Here is a 19,529-nt window from a genome sequence, read left to right on the forward strand (position 1 = left end):
GCCACCGGCTGCGGTGGAAAACCCTTCGCGGTTTTCCACCCTAGGTGCGATTACGTCGTCATTCCCCGGATTTCATCCGGGCTAAGGAAACTACTGCCCCAGCAGACGCGGTTGCCAGTCCTTGATCACCAGGGTCACTTCCAGGTCCTGGCCGTACAGCTTGAGGCGCTCGGGCAGGGCGTAGCCGTTCTGCTGCGCGTAGCGCTGGTATTCCACTTGCCAGCCGTCCTGCTCCAGGCGCGCCAGGTGGCTGTCGCCGTCGAGGGTCAGGCGGCTGCGGCTGTCCGGTGCGGGCAGGCCGCGAATCCACCACAAGAGGTTGGACACCGGCAGGTCGAGGCGCAGCTGTTCGCGTAGCAGGGCTTCCGGCGAGGCGGCCTGGTAGCGGCCGCGGTTGGCCACCTCCAGCAGGATGTCGCCGGGGCGGCCGGTCAGGCGCGCGGCGCCGCCGCCGAGCGGGCCGGACAGGCGGATGTCGTAGTAGTCCTGGCGCTGCAGCCAGAACAGCGTGGCGCTGCCGGAATCGCGCGGGGCGCGAATACCGATCTTGCCGCTGATCTGCCAGCCGTCGAGCTGGGTGATCTGCCGTTTGTGGGCTTGCCACTGGGCGGGGTCGCCCTGGCCTTCCAGCGCTTCGCGCGAGGTAAGGCCGGCGCAACCGGCGAGCAGGGCGATCAGGCTGAAAACGAGGAGGTGGCGCAGGAACATCAGAGCGTCTCGGAACCGGTCAGGCGCAGCAGGGTGCCGCGCAGGATGGAGCTGTCGGGGGTTTCGGCCAGCGCGTCGCGCCAGATGCGCCGGGCTTCGCGCTGTTTGCCCTGGGCCCAGAGCACTTCGCCGAGGTGGGCGGCGACTTCGTGGTCGGGGAATTTCTCCAGGGCCAGGCGCAGCAGACGTTCGGCCTCGTCGAGCCTGCCCTGGCGGTAGTTGACCCAGCCCAGGCTGTCGAGGATGGCCGGGTCGTCCGGGCTGAGCTGGTGGGCCTTCTCGATCAGCTCGCGTGCTTCTTCATAGCGCGTGGTGCGGTCGGCCAGGGTGTAGCCGAGGGCGTTGAGGGCCATGGCGTGATCCGGCTCGCGTTCGAGGATGAAGCGCAGGTCGCTTTCCAGCTGGCCGAGGTCGTCGCGCTTCTCCGCCAGCATGGCGCGGGTATAGAGCAGGTTCAGGTCGTTGGGGAACTGCTCCAGGCCTTGCTGGATCACGGCCCAGGCCGGTTCGACCTGGCTGCGGTTGCTCAGCGCCTCGGCCTCAATCAGGTACAGCTGGATGGCGTAGTCGGGCTGCGCCTCGCGGGCCTGGGCCAGGCGGGCGCTGGCTTCCGCGCCGCGCTGCTGGGCGAACAGCAGTTCCGCCTGGCGCTGCTGGGCCGGCAGGTAGTCGTTGCTCGGGCCGACCAGGCCGTATTCCTGCAGGGCGCTGTCGGCGTCCTCCAGGGCCTCGTAGGCGCGGCCGAGGTTGTAGTGGGCGGCGTCGACATGGCTGCGCCGCTCCACCAGTTCTTCCAGGTAGACGATGGCCTCTTCCCAGGCCTCGGCCTCCAGGCACACCAGGGCCAGGGAGAAGCGCAGGTCGTCGTCGTTGGGATTTTCCTGGACCAGGGTGGAGAACTCGCCCTTGGCCTCGTCGAGGCGATCCTGTTCCACCAGCAGGCGCGCGTAGGTCAGGCGCAGGCGCTTGTCGTCCGGGTGCTGGCGAATGCCCTTCTCCAGCAGCGGTAGGGCCTCGTCGCCGCGTTTCAGGCTCTGCAGCAGGCGTGCGCGCAGCAGCAGCGGGGAGACTTCGGTCTGGCTGCTCGGCTGGCTTTCCAGCAGGGCCAGGGCTTCCTCGGCGCGGCCGTCCTGTTGCAGCAGGATGGCCTTGCCGAACAGCAGCTGGCTGTTGTCCGGGTACTTGCTCTGCAGGCGGTCGAAGCCCTGCAGCAGGCCGGCGCGGGTGTCCGGGTCGGTTTCCGCGGCGGACAGGGCGAGGAAGTCGAAATGGGTGTCGCCCTGGCGCTGCAGCACCCCTTCCATAAAGGTCATGGACTCGTCGTAGCGGCCGGCGCGCGCCAGTTGCACGGCGGCGGCGCGCTGCGCGTCGATATTGCCGGGGGCGTTCTCGGCCCAGATCAGCGCGCTGTCCAGCGCCGCCTGTTCGGCGCCGAGGTATTCGGCGATGCGGAAGGCGCGCTCGGCGACGCCGGCGTCGCCGGTGGCATTGGCCTGCTGCACGTAGTTGCCGAGGGCGATGTCGAAGCGGTTGCGCTGCCCGGCCAGCTCGGCGGTGAGCAGGGCGAACAGGGTTTCCTGGCTGAACGAGCCGTATTCGCTCGGCTCCAGCTGGGTCTTCTGGTCGGCTTCCTGCACCGGCGGGGTGCCGTCCGGCTCGCTGGGGGCGAAGGTTTGGCAACCGCCGAGCAAGGCGAGTGCGGTGAGCAACGCGAGGGGTCTGTTCATAGGGCCTTGTCGTGCGTTATTTCCGGGCGGCTGGCGCCCTGCGACGTTCGCGGCATCATGACACAAGCCATGGGGCAAGCCCACTGGCAGCGGACGCCGCGGCGAACTGTCTATTGGGACAATAGGTCGCGGTAGTTGTTCTCGCCGGGTCGAAGTAGGACAATCGCCGCCTTCCGTACTGCCCCTCAGCGACCCTGCATGGCCTTTATCGCCCTCGGTATCAACCACAAGACCGCCTCGGTAGAGGTGCGCGAGCGCGTTGCCTTCACCCCGGAGCAACTGGTCGAGGCCTTGCAGCAGCTGTGCCGGCTGACCCCCAGTCGCGAGGCGGCGATCCTCTCCACCTGCAACCGTAGCGAGCTGTACCTGGAGCAGGATCAGCTGAGCATCGACGAGGTGCTGCAGTGGCTGGCCGACTATCACCGCCTGAGCCTCGACGAGTTGCGCGCCTGCGCCTATGTGCACAGCGACAACGACGCGGTGCGCCATATGATGCGCGTGGCCTGCGGGCTGGACTCGATGGTGCTCGGCGAGCCGCAGATTCTCGGCCAGCTCAAGTCCGCCTATGCCGTGGCGCGCGAGGCCGGCACCGTTGGCCCGTTGCTCGGCCGGCTGTTCCAGGCCACCTTCAGCACCGCCAAGACCGTGCGCACCGACACCGCCATCGGCGAGAACCCGGTGTCGGTGGCCTTCGCCGCGGTCAGCCTGGCCAAGCAGATCTTCGCCGACCTGCACCGCAGCCAGGCGCTGCTGATCGGCGCCGGCGAGACCATCAGCCTGGTGGCGCGCCATCTGCACGATCAGGGCATCAAGCGCATCGTGGTCGCCAACCGCACCCTGGAGCGCGCCAGCCAGCTGGCCGAGCAGTTCGGCGCGCACGCCGTGCTGCTGTCGGACATCCCCGAGGTGCTGGCGCACAGCGATATCGTCATCAGCTCCACCGCTAGCCAGCTGCCGATTCTCGGCAAGGGCGCGGTGGAAAGCGCGCTGAAAAAACGCAAGCACAAGCCGATCTTCATGGTCGACATCGCCGTGCCGCGCGATATCGAGTCGCAGGTCGGCGAGCTGGACGACGTCTACCTCTATACCGTCGACGACCTGCACGAGGTCATCGAGGAAAACCTCAAGAGCCGCCAGGGCGCGGCGCAGGCCGCCGAGGAGCTGATCGCCGCCGGCACTGAGGAGTTCATGCAGCGCCTGCGCGAGCTGGCCGCGGTGGACGTGCTCAAGGCCTACCGCCAGCAGGCCGAGCGTCTGCGCGACGAGGAGCTGGCCAAGGCCCAGCGCCTGCTGGCCAATGGTGCCAGTGCCGAAGAGGTGATGGCGCAACTGGCCCGCGGCCTGACCAACAAGCTGCTGCACGCGCCCAGCGTGCGCATGAAGAAACTCACCGCCGAAGGGCGCCTCGATGCGCTCGGTCTGGCCCAGGAACTCTTCGCCCTCGACGAGGGCGCGCCGTCCGATAAAGGTCTGCAATGAAAGCTTCACTGTTGAACAAGCTGGACAACCTCAGCGACCGCTTCGAGGAGCTGACGGCGCTGCTCGGCGACGCCGAGGTGATCGCCAAGCAGAGCCAGTTCCGCGCCTATTCCAAGGAATACGCCGAGATCGAACCGGTGATCGCCACCTTCCGCGAACTGCGCAAGGTGCAGGGCGACCTCGAAAGCGCTCAGGCGCTGCTCAAGGACAGCGACCCGGATCTGCGCGAGATGGCCGAAGAGGAAGTGGCCCAGGCCAAGGAAGCCCTGGTCGCCCTGGAAGACAAGCTGCAGCGCATGCTGCTGCCGAAAGACCCCAACGACGGCCGCAACGTCTATCTGGAGGTGCGCGCCGGCACCGGCGGCGACGAGGCGGCGATCTTCTCCGGCGATTTGTTCCGCATGTACTCGCGCTACGCCGAGAAGCAGGGCTGGCGGGTCGAGGTGCTGTCGTGCAACGAAGGCGAGCACGGCGGCTTCAAGGAGGTGATCGCCCGCGTCGAGGGCGACAACGTCTACGCCAAGCTCAAGTTCGAGTCCGGCGCCCACCGCGTGCAGCGCGTGCCGGAAACCGAGTCCCAGGGCCGCATCCACACCTCCGCCTGCACCGTGGCGGTGCTGCCGGAGCCGGACGAGCAGGCGGCCATCGAGATCAACCCGGCCGACCTGCGCGTCGACACCTACCGCTCATCCGGCGCCGGCGGCCAGCACGTCAACACCACCGACTCGGCGATCCGCATCACCCACATTCCCACCGGCACCGTGGTGGAATGCCAGGAAGAGCGTTCGCAACACAAGAACCGCGCCAAGGCCATGGCCTGGCTGGCGGCCAAGCTGCAGGACCAGCAGGAAGCCGCGGCGCACAAGGAAATCTCCGAGACGCGCAAGCTGCTGGTGGGCTCCGGCGACCGCTCCGAGCGCATCCGCACCTACAACTTCCCGCAGGGCCGGGTCACCGACCACCGCATCAACCTGACCCTGTATTCGCTGAACGAAGTGATCGCCGGCGGCGTCGACGCCATCATCGAGCCGCTGCTGGCCGAGTACCAGGCCGACCAGTTGGCGGCGCTGGGCGATTGAGTGCAGCCGCACGGTGCGCGCCTCGTAGGCTGCGCCGTGCGCACCGCAGCCCGGAGGCGATCCGGGAAGAGCTGACAGACCCGTAGGGTGGATGACGCTGTTTTCATCCACCATCCCGCACGGTGGGTCGATAAAGCGCGAGCTACGCGCCCGATCCACCCTACGAGAGAACCATGGCCACCATCGAAACCCTGCTAACTAACGCCGATCTGCCCGACTCGCCCACCCCGCGGCTGGACGCCGAGCTGCTGCTGGCCGCCGCCCTGGGCAAGCCGCGCAGCTACCTGCGCACCTGGCCGGAGCGCGAGCCGGATGCCGAGCAATTGGCCCGGTTCCAGGCGAGCCTGCTGCGTCGTCGCAGTGGCGAGCCGGTGGCCTATATCCTTGGCCACCAGGGCTTCTGGAGCCTGGATCTGGAGGTGGCGAGCCATACCCTGATTCCGCGCCCGGACACCGAACTGCTGGTGGAAAGCGCCCTCGAGCTGCTGCCGGCCACGCCGCTGGCGGTGCTGGACCTGGGTACCGGCAGCGGCGCCATCGCCTTGGCCCTGGCCAGCGAGCGGCCGGCCTGGCGCGTCACCGGGGTGGACCGGGTGGCGGAGGCGGTGGCCCTGGCCGAGCGCAATCGCCAGCGCCTCAAGCTGGACAATGCCGAGTTTCTCCACAGCCACTGGTTCTCCGCCCTGGCCGGCCGGCGCTATGGCCTGATCCTCAGCAACCCGCCCTATATTCGCGCCGACGACCATCACCTCGATCAGGGCGACCTGCGTTTCGAACCGAGCAGCGCGCTGGTCTCCGGCGCCGACGGGCTGGACGATATCCGTGTCATCATCCAGGCCGCGCCGGCCCATCTACAGCCCGGCGGCTGGCTGCTGCTGGAGCACGGCTTCGATCAGGCCGAGGCGGTGCGCGCGCTGCTCAGAGCTGCCGGCTTCGCCGAGGTGGACAGCCGGCGTGACCTGGCCGGCCACCAGCGCATCAGTCTGGGACGTTTCCATCATGAGTGACCCCACCATGCTCAGCGACGACGAGCTGCTGCGCTACAGCCGGCAGATTCTCCTCAAACAGATCGACGTCGACGGCCAGTTGCGCCTCAAGCAGAGCCGCGCGCTGATCGTCGGCCTCGGCGGGCTGGGCTCGCCGGTGGCGCTGTACCTGGCCGCCGCCGGCGTCGGCGAGCTGCACCTGGCCGACTTCGACCGCGTCGACCTGACCAACCTGCAGCGGCAGATCGCCCACGACACCGCCAGCATCGGCCAGACCAAGGTGGATTCGGTCATGGCGCGGCTGGCCGCGATCAATCCGCAGATCACCCTGGTGCCGCATCGCCAGGCGCTGGATGCCGACTCGCTGGCCGCGGCGGTCGGCGGCGTCGACCTGGTGCTGGACTGCTCGGACAATTTTTCCACCCGCGAGGCGGTCAACGCCGCCTGCGTGGCCGCCGGCAAACCGCTGGTGTCCGGCGCGGCGATCCGCCTGGAAGGCCAGCTCTCGGTATTCGATCCGCGCAATGCCGCCAGCCCCTGCTACCACTGCCTCTACGGCCACGGCAGCGAGGCCGAGCTGACCTGCAGCGAGGCCGGCGTGGTCGGCCCGCTGGTGGGCCTGGTCGGCAGCCTGCAGGCGCTGGAGGCGCTCAAGCTGCTGGCCGGCTTCGGCGAGCCGCTGGTCGGCCGCCTGCTGTTGATCGATGCCCTCGGCACGCGCTTTCGCGAGCTGCGGGTCAAGCGCGATCCGGCCTGCAGCGTGTGTGGCGGTGGCGATGGCCGGTAACGCGCCGGTCGGCGTGTTCGACTCCGGGGTCGGCGGCCTGTCGGTGCTGCGCGAGATTCGCCAGTTGCTGCCGCACGAGTCGCTGCTCTACGTCGCCGACAGCGGCCACGTGCCCTACGGCGAGAAGAGCCCCGAGTTCATCCGCGAGCGCAGCCGCGTCATCGCCGAATTCCTCCTCGCCCAGGGCGCCAAGGCGCTGGTGCTGGCCTGCAACACCGCCACCGTGGCGGCGGTGGCCGAGCTGCGCGAGCGTTACCCGGCGCTGCCCATCGTCGGCATGGAGCCGGCGGTGAAGCCGGCCGCGGCGGCCACCCGCAGCGGCGTGGTCGGCGTGCTGGCCACCACCGGCACGCTGAAGAGCGCCAAGTTCGCCGCCTTGCTCGACCGCTTCGCCAGCGACGTGCGGGTGATCACCCAGCCCTGCCCGGGACTGGTGGAGTGCATCGAGGCCGGCGCGCTGGAGGCGCCGGCCACCCGCGAGCTGCTGCAGGGCTATGTCGCGCCGCTGCTGGCCGAGGGCTGCGACACGCTGATCCTCGGCTGCACCCATTACCCCTTCCTCAAGCCGCTGCTGCGTCGTCTGGTGCCGGACTCGGTGAGCCTGATCGACACCGGCGCGGCGGTGGCGCGCCAGTTGCAGCGTCTGCTCGAACAGGGCCAGTTGCTGGCCGCCGGGCCGGCGCAGGCGACCCGTTACTGGAGCAGCGGGTCGCCTGCGCAAATGCAGCGGGTATTGCCGGTGCTGCTGGGCGAGACGGCCGAAGTCCGGGCATTCTGAGCGGGGTTTTGTACCTTTGTAGCCTTTCGCTCATAACGAAGGCTTCTATACTGAGGTGCAGGTCATTCGTTCTAGCTGACTTCTCGAGAAGGAATAATTCATGAAGAAGCTGTGTGTTTTGGCTGCCTGTGCAGCCTTGTCCATGGGACAGATGGGGGCGGTACAGGCGGCGGACGTGACCGCTGCCATCGGCCAGAGCGGCGATTCCACCATGGTCTATCGCCTGGGGGCGCAATGGGACTGGAGCAGCAGCTGGCTGCAGAGCGACGTCGGTCGCCTGACCGGCTACTGGGATCTGGGGTACACCTATTGGGACGGCGACGAGACGGCGAGCAACCACAGTCTGTCGTTCGCTCCGGTGTTCGTCTACGAGTTCGCCGGCCAGCACGTGCGCCCCTATATCGAGGCGGGCATCGGCGTGGCGGCCTTCTCCAGCACCGAGCTGGAAGACAACGACCTGGGCTCGTCCTTCCAGTTCGAGGACCGCATCGGCGTTGGCCTGCGCTTCTCCGGCCAGGAGGTCGGCCTGCGCGCGGTGCACTACTCCAACGCCGGCCTGAAGAACCCCAACGACGGCGCCGAAGCCTACACCCTGCATTATCGGCTGAGCTTCTGAACCACAAGACCGGGCCAGTCCCGGTCTTTTTCGTTGCGCGTCTCGCCTGGGGATTGGGGGCGCGCGGCGCACGGGGTTACCCCGTTATCGATAGGCCCCGGCGATACCGCGGCGCTGCTCCAGGCACTCGGCCGCGCCCAGCTCGAATTCGCGGCAGATCAGCGGACGCACTGCGTAGATGGTGCAGCGCATGCTGTCGCGATCCAGCGCCGCGCACCAGCCGTCGTCCAGGCGGCGCATCACCTCGCCGCCCCACTGGTCGGTATCGATATAGCGCGGCGGCACGCCGCTGTCGCCGAACAGCATCACTTCCAGCTGGCAGCAGCAGGCCGCGCAGGTGCTGCAGCTGACTTCGGGCTCGCTCGGCAATTGGCTGTGGGGGATGGTCTGGCTCATGGCGCGGCAGTGTACGCCAAGGCTCGCCGTCGTGCTGTGCGGACGGCTGAGCGGTTCGCGGCGCCGGTTGGCGCCGAGCGCCGCGAAGGCCGACAGGGAGCGCGCGGCGCTCCGCCCGTCGCTCTCAAGGCCGAATCTACGCCGCTCGCCGGCTACGCAGACTCTGTTCGTACTGGGCGCGATACAGCCGGGCAAAGCCGTGCAGCACCGGCATCGCCACCGCCCAGACCGCGGCGAGGATGGCCAGGGTCGGCCAGGTGCCCAGCGGCAGGCCGACGCCGGCGATCTGCGCGCCGCCGTAGTAGGACAGCGGCGCCGCCAGGGCGCCGAGCAGGCTGCCTTTCCACCAGGGCTGCGCGGTCCAGGCCAGGCAATGGTTGAGGGTGCTGGCCAGCAGCAGCCAGAGCAGCGCCAGCCACAGCGGGATCAGTTGGCGCGGCTCGCCGAAGTCGAACAGGCCGAGGTTGAGCAGGAAACTGTCCAGCGCGCTGCCGGCGAGAAACACGCTGAGCAGCAGCTTGCCCTCGGCCGCCCAACTGCTGACCCACAGCAGGTGCACCGCCATGATCGCCGCCACCAGCAGCAGCCAGGGGCTGTCGCCGGCGAAGACGCAGACCAGCCAGCCGAGCTGGAAGAGAAGGGCGTTGGCGATCAGTTTAGGCATCGAAGTTTCCTAGCAGAGGGGCGGGCCGCGCGGCCGGCTTGGCCAGCAGCAGTTGCGCGGTGCCAATGGTGCGTTCGAGGAAGCCTCCCTCGCAATAGCACAGGTAGAACTCCCAGAGTCGGTAGAAGTAGTCGTCGTAGCCCAACTGCTCCAGGCGCTGGCGGGCCTGGCGCAGGTTGTCGTGCCACAGGCGCAGGGTACGCGCGTAGTGCAGGCCGAAATCTTCCATGTGATGCAGGTTGAAGTCGGTATGGCGGCCGACCACCTCGAGCATCTTCTGTACCGAGGGCAGCGCGCCGCCGGGGAAGATGTAGCGCTGGATGAAGTCCACCGACTTGCAAGCCTGCTCGTAGCGTTGATCACGGATGGTGATGGCCTGCAGCAGCATCAGCCCGTCGGGCTTGAGCAGGCGCGCGCACTGCTGGAAGTAGGTGGGCAGGAAACGGTGGCCGACCGCCTCGATCATCTCGATGGAGACCAGCTTGTCGTACTGGCCCTCGAGGTCGCGGTAATCCTCCAGCAGCAGGGTGATGCGATCCTCCAGGCCCAGCTCGCGGATACGCCGTGCGGTATGGGCATGCTGCTCGCGCGACAAGGTGGTGGTGGTCACCCGGCAGCCGTAGCGGGTGGCGGCATGGATGGCCATGCTGCCCCAGCCGGTGCCGATCTCCAGCAGGTGGTCGGATGGCCTGAGCGCCAGCTTCTGGCAGATGCGCTCCAGCTTGTTGAGCTGCGCCTGCTCCAGGCTGTCATCCGCGCCTTTGAACATGGCCGCCGAATACATCATGGTCGGGTCGAGGAACTGCTCGAACAGTTCGTTGCCCAGGTCGTAGTGCGCGGCGATATTGCGCCGCGAGCCCTGGCGGGTGTTGCGGTTGAGCCAGTGCAGGCCCTGGATCAGCGGCCGGCCGAGTTGCGCCAGGCCGCGCTCCATGGCGTCGAGCACCTCCAGGTTGGCGACGAAGATGCGGATCACCGCGGTCAGGTCCGGGGTGCTCCAGTACCCGTGGATATAGGCCTCGCCCGAGCCGATCGAACCGTTGCCGGCCACCAGGCCCCAGACCGCGCCGTCGAGCACGCGGATTTCGCCGCGCAGGCTGGCCTGCGGGTCGCCGAAGTGCAGGGTCTCGGCGCCCTCGTGGATGGTCAGCCGGCCATGGCGCAGGCGACCCAGCTGGCGCAGTACGGCGCGGCGCAACAGGCCGGCACCGAGGCCGCTGCCGGCACGCACGCTGTCTTTGGCGGAGGTCAGGCTAGAGCTTTTCATAGGGCAGGTCCTTCGGTTGCGGGCGGGCGACGCGGAAGTCGCCTTCCGCGGCCTGGTGAGCGAACAGGGGCACGCGTTTGAGCAGCAGGCGCAGGGCCTGCCAGTAGATGGCCGCGAGGGTCTTGGCGGTCATCCAGGGGAAACTCAGCAGATGGCGGTGCAGGCTGGCGCGGCTCAGGGGCTGGCGCTGCAGGCTGAGGCTGGCGTCGAAGAGCTTTTCCTCGCCGTTCCAGTCGGCCATATGAATGCCCAGGCGCTCGCCCACCGGGCTGAAGCTCATGCGGTACTCAAGCTCGCGCGGCAAAAAGGGCGAGACGTGGAAGGCCTTGGCCACGCTGAACTGCTGCCGCCCAGTGCCGGCGGCCGGCAGCACGTAGTGATAGCGCTCGCGCCAGGGCGTGTTGCTCACTTCGCAGAGGATCGCCAGCAGTTGCTCGTCGGCGTCGAAGCAGTAGAAGAAGCTCGCCGGGTTGAACGCCAGGCCCCAGCTGCGCGGCTGGGTCAGCAGGCAGATGCGCCCCGGCGGGCGCCGGCCGATGGCCCGCTCGACGCGCTGGCGCACCGCCTCGGCCAGGGGCATGCCGCCGCGGGTGAATTGCGGCAGGTAATCGGACTCGCGAAAGGCGAAGGGCATCCAGCGGCTGCGCCCGGCCAGCTTTGAGAGGGCGAACAGGGCGTCCTGCTCGTCCAGATCGAGGTAGAGCAGGCCCATGCGGTAGCGGAAGGCGTGCGCGCGCGGGGCGAAGCGCCGATGCTGCACCCAGCCGCTGTACAGGGCGCTGTGCATCACAGCGCCTCGCCGAAGGCGCGGGCCACGCGCAGCGCGCTGAGCACGCCGTCCTCGTGGAAGCCGTTGGCCCAGTAGGCGCCGCAGTAGTAGCTGTGCTGGGCGCCTTGCAGCTCTTCCCAGCGCGCCTGGGCGGCGATGCCGGCCAGGCTGTACTGCGGGTGGGCGTAGCGAAAGCGCGCGAGCACCTTGGCCGGGTCGATGGCCGCGCCCTGGTTGAGGCTGACGCAGAAGGTGGTATCGCTGTCGATACCCTGCAGGATGTTCATGTTGTAGGTGACCGCTGCCGGTCGATCGCTCGGCCCGCCCAGGCGGTAGTTCCAGCTGGCCCAGGCCAGCTGGCGCCGGGGCAGTAGGCGCGTATCGGTATGCAGCACCACCTCGTTGTCGGCGTAGGGCAGGGCGCCGAGGATGGCCTGCTCGGCGGCGCTGGGCCCTGCCAGCAGGGCCAGGGCCTGGTCGCTGTGGCAGGCGAATACCACCTTGTCGAAGCGCTCGGCGCCGGCGGCGCTGTGCAGGGTGACGCCGCTGGCGTCGCGCTCGACCCGCTGCACCGGGCAGTTGAGCCGGATGCGCTCGGCGAAGCTGGCGCTCAGCGGCGCCACGTAGCTGCGCGAGCCGCCGGCGATCACCTGCCACTGCGGGCGGTCGCTGATCGACAGCAGGCCGTGGTTCTTGCAGAAGCGCACGAAGAACTGCAGCGGAAAACCGAGCATGCCGGCCAGCGACATCGACCAGATCGCCGCGCCCATGGGCACTATGTAGTGGCCGATGAAGCGCTGGCCGTAGCCGTTGCGCGCGAGGTAGTCGCCGAGGGTGGTGTCGGCGGCGATGCGGCCGCAGGCCAGGTCGTCCTGGGTCTGGCGGTTGAAGCGCAGGATGTCGCGCAGCATGCCCCAGAATCCCGGCGAGACCAGGTTGCGGCGCTGGGCGAACAGGCTGTTGAGGTCGTGACCGTTGTACTCCAGGCCGCTGGCCGGATCGCTGACCGAGAAGCTCATTTCGGTGGGCTGGTAGGCCACGCCGAGCTGTTCCAGCAGGCGGATGAAGTTGGGGTAGGTCCAGTCGTTGAAGACGATGAAGCCGGTGTCGATGGCGTACGCCCGGCCGTCCACCTCGACGTCCACCGTATGGGTGTGGCCGCCGACCCAGTCGCTGGCCTCGAACACCTGGATCTCGTGCTGGCGATTGAGCAGGTAGGCACTGGTCAGGCCGGCGATGCCGCTGCCGATGATGGCGATTTTCATGGGGCGTCCTGGGTGGTGGGCTCGCTGCGTGCCAGGCGGCGGCCGATGGCCAGGCGCAGGCGTTTGGGCAGCAGGCCGAGGAGTTTCAGGGTGACGATAAAGGGCGCGGGAAAGGCGATTTCCAGCGGGTGCTTGTCCAGCCGTGCGGCGATGTGCCGGGCGGCCCTTGCCGCCGGCCAGCGCATGGGCATGGGGAAGTCGTTCTTTTGCGTCAGCGGGGTGTCGACGAAGCCGGGGCTGACCAGGGTGACGTCGATGCCTTCGCCGGCGAGGTCGATGCGCAGCGCCTCCAGCAGGTAGCGCATGGCCGCCTTGGAGGCGCCGTAGGCCTCGGCGCGCGGCAGGGCGAGGAAGGTCACCGAGCTGCCGACGCCGACCAGGTGCGGCCGCTCGCCCCGACGCAGCAGGGGCAGGGCCGCCTCGATGCAGTGGCTGGCCGACAGCAGGTTGGCGCGTATCACCCGCTCGATGAGGGCGGACTCGTACGCCTGGGCGTCGAGGTACTCGCAGGTGCCGGCGTTGAGGATGGCGCAATCCAGCGCGCCCCAGGCCTGCTCGATGCGCTGGGCGATGGCGCGCACCTGCTCGGGCTCGCAGAGATCGCCCGGTACCACCAGCACCTGCTCGGGGAAGCGCATCGCCAGCTCCTGCAGCGGGCCGCTGCGGCGCGCGCTGAGGGCCAGGCGGTGGCCGCCGCGCAGCAGTTCCTCGGCCAGGGCGATGCCGATGCCACTGCTGGCGCCGGTCAGCCAGATACGCTTCATGCCAGCCTCCGCTTCAGCCAGCCGATGCTCTGGCCGAGCACGGGCAGATGCTCGTAGAGCAGGGCGCCGGCGTCGAAGTAGTCGCGGTGCAGATAGACCTTGTCGCGCCACTGCAGGTGCGTGCAGCCGTCGACCCGGATCGGTGCGCCGCGGGCCAGGCGCGGGTGGCGGTAGCTCAGGGTCCAGCGCAGGTAGCCTTGGCCCTCGTCGACCCGGTCGCGGCCGTGGAACTCGAAGCGCAGCGCGTCGACATTGGCGTACAGCTCGGCGAAGTAGCGGCGCAGCGCGTCCAGGCCGCGTACCTCGTGCAACGGGTCGCGAAACAGCACGTCGTCGCTGTACAGCTCGCCGAGCCGCTCGAGGTTGTCCTTGTTCAGCGCGGCGAAGCGTTCGCCGAAGGTGGACAGGAAATCGCTCATGCGGGCACCTCCCGGTTGCCGAGATGCTTGAACGCGGCCAGGGCGCGTTCGCGCGAGCGCGCCAGATCGACGATCGGCCGCGGGTAGCCGGCCGGGGCGAGCAGCCCGCCGAGCGCGGCCGGATCATGGATGTCGCGCTTGTTCAGCCCGGCCAGCTCCGGCACCCAGTGACGGATGAAGTGGCCGTCGGGATCGAACTTCTGCGACTGGCTGATGGGGTTGAAGATGCGGAAATAGGGGGCCGCGTCGGTGCCGGTGGAGGCGCTCCACTGCCAGCCGCCGTTGTTCGCCGCCAGGTCGCCGTCGATCAGCTGACGCATGAAGAAGCGCTCGCCCTCGCGCCAGTCGATCAGCAGGTTCTTGGTCAGGAACATGGCGACGATCATGCGCAGGCGGTTGTGCATCCAGCCGGTCGCGCGCAGCTGGCGCATGGCGGCGTCGACTATGGGCAGGCCGGTACGGCCCTGCTGCCAGGCGGCCAGCTCGTCCGGCGCGTCACGCCAGGGCAGCGCCTCGGTTTCCTGGCGGAAGGCGCGGTGCATCGAGACCCGCGGGTAGCCCACCAGGATGTGCTTGTAGAACTCGCGCCAGAGCAGTTCGTTGATCCAGGTGACGGCGCCGGGGTTGCCGCTGTCGAACTCGCCGCGGTTGGCGCGCAGCGCCGCATGCAGGCACTGGCGCGGCGACAGCACGCCGGCGGCCAGATAGGGCGACAGCTGGCTGGTGCCGGGGGTGGCGGGAAAGTCGCGTGCCTCTTGGTAGAACTCGATGCGTTCCTCGGCGAAGCGCGCCAGGCGGCTGTGCGCCTGCTCTTCGCCGGCCGGCCAGAGCGCGCGCAGCGCCTCGCTCGGTGCGGTGAAACCGGCGACCGCGGCGGGCAGCGGGTCGCTGGCCACGTCCAGCGGCGCCTGCGCCTGCGGTTGTGCGCGCAGCGCCGGCAGGGCTGTGTGCAGGCGCTGGTAACAGACCTTGCGGAACTGGCTGTAGACCTGGAAGTAGCCGCCGGACTGGGTCAGCACGCTGCCGGGCTTGAACAGCAACTGGTCCAGGTGGCTGTGCCAGGCGACGTCCTGCTGCGCCAGGTAGGCCGCGGTGGTGCGGTCGCGCAGGCTCTCGTGGACGCCGTACTCCTCGTTGACCTGCACCGCGGCGATGGCCTGCTCGCGGCAGACCTCGGCGAGCACGGCGGGGGCCTGGCTCCAGTCGTCGCACTGGCGCACCAGCAGCGGCACATTCAGCCGCTGCAAGGCACGCTGCAGTTCGACCAGGTTGCGCAGCCAGAAGTCGACCTTGCACGGCGCGTCGTCGTGGGCCAGCCACTGCCTGGGGCTGAGCAGGTACAGCGCCAGGGTCGGGCCGGCGGCCATGGCGCTGGCCAGAGCGCTGTTGTCGTGCACGCGCAGGTCGCTGCGCAGCCAGATCAGTTGACGCATGGTGAATCCTCGAGGGGGCCGAGCAGGCCCTGGCGTTGCAGCCAGGAATGGGCGGCGAGCGGGTCGGCGGCCAGCGCCAGCTCGGCCAGCACGTCGCGGTGGATATGGGCGGCGGGGCCGGCCAGCAGCAGCGGGATCCGGCACTGCCGGTGCAGGCGCGGCAGCTGGCGGCGCAGCAGGGCGCCGTCGAGCGCCTGGTCGGCGTACAGCAGCAGCGCGCGTGGAGCGATCTGCTCCAGGGCCAGGGCCAGTTCGGCGGGCGGCAGCGGCCAGTCGAACACTTCCACCGGGCAGTCGCTGTCGCTGACCAGCCAGGCGCACAGCCACAGGCCGGGCTCCATCGGCGCGTCGCCGAGGTTGACCAGCAGCAGCGGCGCACCGCCGGCCTGACGGTTGTTGTGGTAGATGCGTGTGGCGAACTTGCTGCGCAGCCAGGAAAAGAAGAACACCTGCTCCAGGCGCGCGCCGAACTGGCCCTGCCAGCGCTGCTGCAGTTCGCCGAGCAGCGGCCAGAGCAAGCGTTCGACCAGGGTGCGCAGCGGGTAGAGCGCCAGGGCGGCGTTGAAGCTTTCGTCCAGGCGCCGTTCGGCGAGCTGGGCGATATGCCCGAGCAGCTCGCCGCGCAATTGTCGCCAGCCGCCGTCGGCCGGCGGCTGCAGCGGTTGGCGGCTGTCCAGCAGTTCCTTGACCTGGCTCACCGCGACGCCACGGCCGAGCCAGCCGAGGATGGCCTGGATGCGCGCCACGTGTTGCGGCGAGTAGAGGCGGTGCCCCTTGGCCGTGCGCTGCGGCACGATCAACCCGTAGCGGCGCTCCCAGGCGCGCAGGGTGACGGCGTTGACCCCGGTGCTGCGCGCCACGTCGCGAATCGGCAGGTAGCCCTGGGCGAGGGCGCTGCGCAGCTGATCGGCGGCCTCGCTGCGCTGCAGCTGGTCGTTCGGCTCAGAGGGCATTGCGCAGACTCAGACGTTCCGGATGCGGCTGCAGGTAGACCTGCTCGGCGATGTAGCGATCCGGGTGGCGGCGGAAATGATGTTTGAGCAGGGTCAGCGGCACCACCAGCGGCACCACGCCGTCGCGGTACTGGCCGATCAGCTGCTGCATCTCCTGTTTCTCGTCGGGGCTGAGGGCGCGCTTGAGATAGCCGGCCAGGTGCTGCAGCACGTTGCTGTGGGTGCCGCGGGTGGCGCAGCGCTTCAGCGCCGCCATCAGCTGGCTGAAATAGTGCGGCGCCAGGCTCGCCAGGTCGTGCCGGGCGAGATCGCCGAGCAGGCGGCCGAGGGCCTTGTACTGCAGCGGGTCGGTGGCCAGTAGCAGGTACTTGTAGCGCGAGTGGAAGGCGATCAGCGCGCGGCGCGTCAGGCCCTCCTGCAGCAGGCGTTGCCACTCGGCATAGGCGAACACGCGGGTGAGGAAGTTCTCGCGCAGCACCGGGTCGTTGAGGCGGCCGTCTTCCTCCACCGGCAGGTCGGGATGCCGGGCACAGAAGGCCGCGGCGAAGATGCCACGGCCCGGCTCGCTGGGGCGGCCGCCGTCCTGGTAGACCTTGACCCGCTCTAGGCCGCAGGACGGCGACTGCTGCATGAAGATGAAGCCGCAGATGCCCTGCAGCTCGCCGGCCATGCGTTCGGCATAGGCGGCCAGGGCGTCGGTGACGTCGTGCGAGCGTTCCACCGTGCCGACTGCGCGCGGCGCCTGCGGGTCGCCCACCAGGCGAATCGGCTGGCGCGGCACCGGCATGCCGATGCCGACTTCCGGGCACACCGGGACGAACTCGAAATGCTCGGCGAGGCTGCGGCTGCACAGGCGCGACAGCTTGTGACCGCCGTTGTAGCGCACCTCGGCGCCCAGCAGGCAGGCGCTGATGCCCAGTTTGGCTTTGCTCGGTTGCATGACTCGACCTCCGGCTGTCTTGTACATGGGCTTGGCCATGTACAACTTTTGTCCATCATAGGTCTGCTGTTGTACAAGTCAAATGCTTTGTACAGCTTGTGTATGGCTTTTTGTGTGTGACGACAAGCGCCGCGCGAGCGCGGCGTCAGGGCGGGGAGGGGAAGAGAGGGGCTTCAGCGCCAGCCTTGCAGCCAGCGCTGGGTGTCCTGCAGCTGGCGCCAGTCGAGCTGCTGGCTGCGCCGGGTCAGCACGGCCTGCAGCTCCACGGCGAGAATGGTGTCGGCCTCGTCGCGGATCAGTTCGGTGACCAGGAAGTGGCGTTCGCAGTTCTGCGGCTGCGCCGCGGTCCATTTCGACAGCAGCAGCTTGCGCGGGTTGAGCCGCCGCGTGGGCGTCATGCCAGGTGTTCGAGCAGGCGGCGGGCGGCGTCCTGGCCGCTGAGCCAGGCACCCTCGACGCGGCCGGACAGGCACCAGTCGCCACAGGCGTACAGGCCCAGATCGGCGTCGGCCAGCGCGCCCCACTGGTGGGCCTGCGCCGGACGGGCGTAGAGCCAGCGGTGGGCCAGGGTGAAGCTGGGCGGCGGCACGGCGCAGCCGATCAGCTCGGCGAAGGCACCGTGCAGCTGCTCGATCACGGTGTCCTTGGGCAGGTCCAGGTGCTGCTTGCTCCAGGCGCTGCTGGCGTGCAGCACCCAGGTGTCCAGGCGGTTGTCGCGGCCGGGCTTGCTGCGGTTGCGCGCCAGCCAGTCGAGCGGGCTGTCCTGTACGAAGCAGCCCTCGACCTTGGTCTCCAGCGGCGTGTCGAAGCCCAGCGCCACCGCCCAGGTCGGCTCCATGATCACGCTGGCGGCGGCGCCGGCCAGCTTGGGCGCGGCCGCCAGCAGGGCGCTGGCCTGCGGCGCCGGGGTGGCGATGACGACGTGGCTGAACGGGCCGTGGCTGCAGCCCTCGGCATCCTGCAGGCTCCAGTGGCTGCCGCCGCGGAACACCTCGGTGATGCGGCAGGCGAAGTGCACCGGCAGGGCGCCGAGCAGGGCGCGGGTGATGGCGCTCATGCGCGGCGTGCCGACCCAGCGCACCTGTTCGTCCGGCGAGGCGCTGAGCTGACCGTCCTTGGCGTGGTACATGCCGGGCGTCCATTCGGCGACCCAGCCGCGGGTCAGCCACTGCTGCACCACCTCGACGAAGCGGCGGTCGCGCGCGGTGAAGTACTGGGTGCCCAGGTCGAGGCTGCCGACATCGCTGCGCTTGCTGGCCATGCGCCCGCCGCTGCCGCGACTCTTGTCGAACAGCTGGACCTCCTGGCCGGCGGCGTGCAGGGCCTGGGCGGCGGACAATCCCGCGATGCCGGTGCCGATGATGGCGATGGGTGCGTTCATGGTGACCTCGTCAGCTCTGAATGCTTTACAGGCTACGCTTTGGACAAAAGCTATACAAGAATGCTTTCATGTACAGCTGTTGCCTCGGGTGTCGCTCCTTACTCTAGGTTTAGGACAAACGCGGCCATCAATAAAGGCACGTGTGCGCGTCATAAACCAGACTAGGGGTGAAAGCTCATCAATTTCCATGCGAGGACGATGCCATGCATATCCTGCTGACCGGCGGTACTGGCCTGATCGGCCGCGGGCTCTGCGCCTACTGGGCCGAGCAGGGCCACCGCCTGACCGTCTGGAGCCGCGAGCCGGACAAGGTGAAGCGCCTGTGCGGCGCGACCGTGCGCGGCATCGGCCGGCTCGAGGAGCTGGCCGAGGAGCCGCTCGACGCCGTGGTCAACCTGGCCGGCGCGCCCATCGCCGACCGGCCCTGGAGCAGCAAGCGCAAGGCGCTGCTGTGGGCCAGCCGCATCGGCTTGACCGAACAGCTGCTGGCCTGGCTGCAGGGCCGCAGCCAGCGCCCGGCGCTGTTGCTGTCCGGCTCGGCGGTGGGCTGGTACGGCGACGGCGGCGAGCGCGAGTTGCACGAGGACACGCCGCAGGTCACCGACGATTTCGCCGCGCAGCTGTGCGGCGCCTGGGAGGAGACTGCCCTGCGCGCCGAGGAACTGGGCCTGCGCGTGGTGCTGGTGCGCACCGGCCTGGTGCTCAGCGCCGATGGCGGCATGCTCAAACGCCTGCTGCTGCCGTTCAGGCTGGGCCTGGGCGGACGCCTCGGCGACGGCCGGCAGTGGATGCCCTGGGTGCATATCGCCGATCAAATCGCCCTGATGGACTTTCTCTTGCAGCGAGACGCTGCCCGGGGTCCCTATAATGCGTGCGCGCCGCAGCCGGTGCGCAACGCCGAGTTCGCCAGGGCGCTGGGCCAGGCCCTGCATCGCCCGGCGATCCTGCCGGCGCCGGCCTTCGCCCTGCGCGCCGGCCTCGGCGAGCTGTCCGAGCTGCTGCTCGGCGGCCAGCGCGCGGTGCCGACGCGCCTGCTGGAGGCGGGTTTCAGTTTTCGCTTCACCCATCTGGACGTGGCCCTGGCCGATCTGCTGGGCCATCACTGACTAGGATTTCGC

21 protein-coding genes are annotated in these 19,529 nt (G+C 69.0%); 7 read left to right on the forward strand and 14 right to left on the reverse strand.

What is annotated here, in order from left to right:
• Positions 1–90 precede the first annotated feature (90 nt).
• Positions 91–708: a lipoprotein insertase outer membrane protein LolB gene (lolB, locus tag ACW9UL_RS04765; RefSeq protein ID WP_021446123.1), complete on the reverse strand. Its 618-nt coding sequence runs from the start codon at positions 706–708 to the stop codon at positions 91–93.
• Positions 708–2,435, reverse strand: coding sequence for a tetratricopeptide repeat protein (locus ACW9UL_RS04770; RefSeq protein WP_457789223.1), 1,728 nt, complete (start codon positions 2,433–2,435; stop codon positions 708–710). The genes lolB and ACW9UL_RS04770 overlap by 1 nt, the downstream gene beginning before the upstream one ends.
• 198 nt (positions 2,436–2,633) lie before the next feature.
• Here ACW9UL_RS04770 and hemA point away from each other — a divergent pair, with 198 nt between their 5' ends.
• The 6 genes from hemA to ACW9UL_RS04800 all read left to right on the forward strand — a co-directional run bounded on the left by hemA (position 2,634) and on the right by ACW9UL_RS04800 (position 8,160).
• Positions 2,634–3,914 (forward strand): glutamyl-tRNA reductase, encoded by a 1,281-nt coding sequence (gene hemA / locus ACW9UL_RS04775; protein WP_021446121.1) that lies wholly within the window; start codon positions 2,634–2,636, stop codon positions 3,912–3,914.
• Positions 3,911–4,993, forward strand: a complete 1,083-nt coding sequence (gene prfA, locus ACW9UL_RS04780; protein ID WP_031304060.1) for a peptide chain release factor 1 — start codon at positions 3,911–3,913, stop codon at positions 4,991–4,993. Before hemA ends, prfA begins: the two co-directional genes overlap by 4 nt.
• A 173-nt stretch (positions 4,994–5,166) precedes the next feature.
• Positions 5,167–6,000: a peptide chain release factor N(5)-glutamine methyltransferase gene (prmC, locus tag ACW9UL_RS04785; protein ID WP_457789225.1), complete on the forward strand. Its 834-nt coding sequence runs from the start codon at positions 5,167–5,169 to the stop codon at positions 5,998–6,000.
• A 7-nt stretch (positions 6,001–6,007) separates the two neighbouring features.
• On the forward strand, positions 6,008–6,766 hold the full coding sequence (locus tag ACW9UL_RS04790) for a molybdopterin-synthase adenylyltransferase MoeB (RefSeq protein WP_457790911.1): 759 nt from the start codon (positions 6,008–6,010) through the stop codon (positions 6,764–6,766).
• A complete protein-coding gene (gene murI, locus ACW9UL_RS04795) occupies positions 6,756–7,544 on the forward strand; it encodes a glutamate racemase (protein WP_122108353.1) in 789 nt (262 codons plus the stop codon). Before ACW9UL_RS04790 ends, murI begins: the two co-directional genes overlap by 11 nt.
• A gap of 100 nt (positions 7,545–7,644) precedes the next feature.
• Positions 7,645–8,160 (forward strand): acyloxyacyl hydrolase, encoded by a 516-nt coding sequence (locus ACW9UL_RS04800; protein WP_031302943.1) that lies wholly within the window; start codon positions 7,645–7,647, stop codon positions 8,158–8,160.
• Positions 8,161–8,244: 84 nt separating this feature from the next.
• On the opposite strand, the gene ACW9UL_RS04805 is transcribed toward ACW9UL_RS04800, so the two are convergent.
• The 12 genes from ACW9UL_RS04805 to ACW9UL_RS04860 form a co-directional block, all read right to left on the reverse strand.
• Complete coding sequence (locus ACW9UL_RS04805; protein WP_021443347.1) at positions 8,245–8,556, reverse strand: YkgJ family cysteine cluster protein; 312 nt, start codon at positions 8,554–8,556, stop codon at positions 8,245–8,247.
• Between the two features lie 136 nt (positions 8,557–8,692).
• Positions 8,693–9,220 carry a DUF2878 domain-containing protein gene (locus ACW9UL_RS04810; protein ID WP_457789228.1) on the reverse strand — a complete coding sequence of 176 codons (528 nt, stop codon included), beginning with the start codon at positions 9,218–9,220 and terminating at the stop codon, positions 8,693–8,695.
• Entirely contained in the window at positions 9,213–10,487 is a 1,275-nt protein-coding gene (locus ACW9UL_RS04815) for an SAM-dependent methyltransferase (protein ID WP_021443345.1), read from the reverse strand. Before ACW9UL_RS04815 ends, ACW9UL_RS04810 begins: the two co-directional genes overlap by 8 nt.
• A complete protein-coding gene (locus ACW9UL_RS04820) occupies positions 10,474–11,274 on the reverse strand; it encodes a DUF1365 domain-containing protein (protein ID WP_457789230.1) in 801 nt (266 codons plus the stop codon). The genes ACW9UL_RS04815 and ACW9UL_RS04820 overlap by 14 nt, the downstream gene beginning before the upstream one ends.
• Positions 11,274–12,521, reverse strand: coding sequence for an NAD(P)/FAD-dependent oxidoreductase (locus ACW9UL_RS04825; protein WP_457789232.1), 1,248 nt, complete (start codon positions 12,519–12,521; stop codon positions 11,274–11,276). The genes ACW9UL_RS04820 and ACW9UL_RS04825 overlap by 1 nt, the downstream gene beginning before the upstream one ends.
• A complete protein-coding gene (locus ACW9UL_RS04830) occupies positions 12,518–13,285 on the reverse strand; it encodes an SDR family NAD(P)-dependent oxidoreductase (protein WP_457789234.1) in 768 nt (255 codons plus the stop codon). Before ACW9UL_RS04830 ends, ACW9UL_RS04825 begins: the two co-directional genes overlap by 4 nt.
• Positions 13,282–13,704, reverse strand: coding sequence for a nuclear transport factor 2 family protein (locus ACW9UL_RS04835; protein WP_457789236.1), 423 nt, complete (start codon positions 13,702–13,704; stop codon positions 13,282–13,284). Before ACW9UL_RS04835 ends, ACW9UL_RS04830 begins: the two co-directional genes overlap by 4 nt.
• Entirely contained in the window at positions 13,701–15,137 is a 1,437-nt protein-coding gene (gene phrB, locus ACW9UL_RS04840) for a deoxyribodipyrimidine photo-lyase (protein ID WP_457789237.1), read from the reverse strand. Before phrB ends, ACW9UL_RS04835 begins: the two co-directional genes overlap by 4 nt.
• Positions 15,125–16,090 (reverse strand): MerR family transcriptional regulator, encoded by a 966-nt coding sequence (locus ACW9UL_RS04845; RefSeq protein WP_457789239.1) that lies wholly within the window; start codon positions 16,088–16,090, stop codon positions 15,125–15,127. Before ACW9UL_RS04845 ends, phrB begins: the two co-directional genes overlap by 13 nt.
• The gene (locus tag ACW9UL_RS04850) at positions 16,080–17,030 is read right to left on the reverse strand and encodes a YbgA family protein (RefSeq protein WP_122108303.1); all 951 of its coding nucleotides are present in this window, start codon (positions 17,028–17,030) and stop codon (positions 16,080–16,082) included. The genes ACW9UL_RS04845 and ACW9UL_RS04850 overlap by 11 nt, the downstream gene beginning before the upstream one ends.
• A gap of 173 nt (positions 17,031–17,203) precedes the next feature.
• The gene (locus ACW9UL_RS04855) at positions 17,204–17,428 is read right to left on the reverse strand and encodes a TIGR02450 family Trp-rich protein (RefSeq protein ID WP_457789241.1); all 225 of its coding nucleotides are present in this window, start codon (positions 17,426–17,428) and stop codon (positions 17,204–17,206) included.
• Positions 17,425–18,411, reverse strand: coding sequence for an NAD(P)/FAD-dependent oxidoreductase (locus ACW9UL_RS04860; protein ID WP_122108304.1), 987 nt, complete (start codon positions 18,409–18,411; stop codon positions 17,425–17,427). The genes ACW9UL_RS04855 and ACW9UL_RS04860 overlap by 4 nt, the downstream gene beginning before the upstream one ends.
• A gap of 203 nt (positions 18,412–18,614) precedes the next feature.
• Here ACW9UL_RS04860 and ACW9UL_RS04865 point away from each other — a divergent pair, with 203 nt between their 5' ends.
• The gene (locus ACW9UL_RS04865) at positions 18,615–19,517 is read left to right on the forward strand and encodes a TIGR01777 family oxidoreductase (RefSeq protein WP_397496171.1); all 903 of its coding nucleotides are present in this window, start codon (positions 18,615–18,617) and stop codon (positions 19,515–19,517) included.
• Positions 19,518–19,529 lie beyond the last annotated feature (12 nt).

It is taken from the genome of Pseudomonas sp. PL-6 (assembly GCF_054110165.1).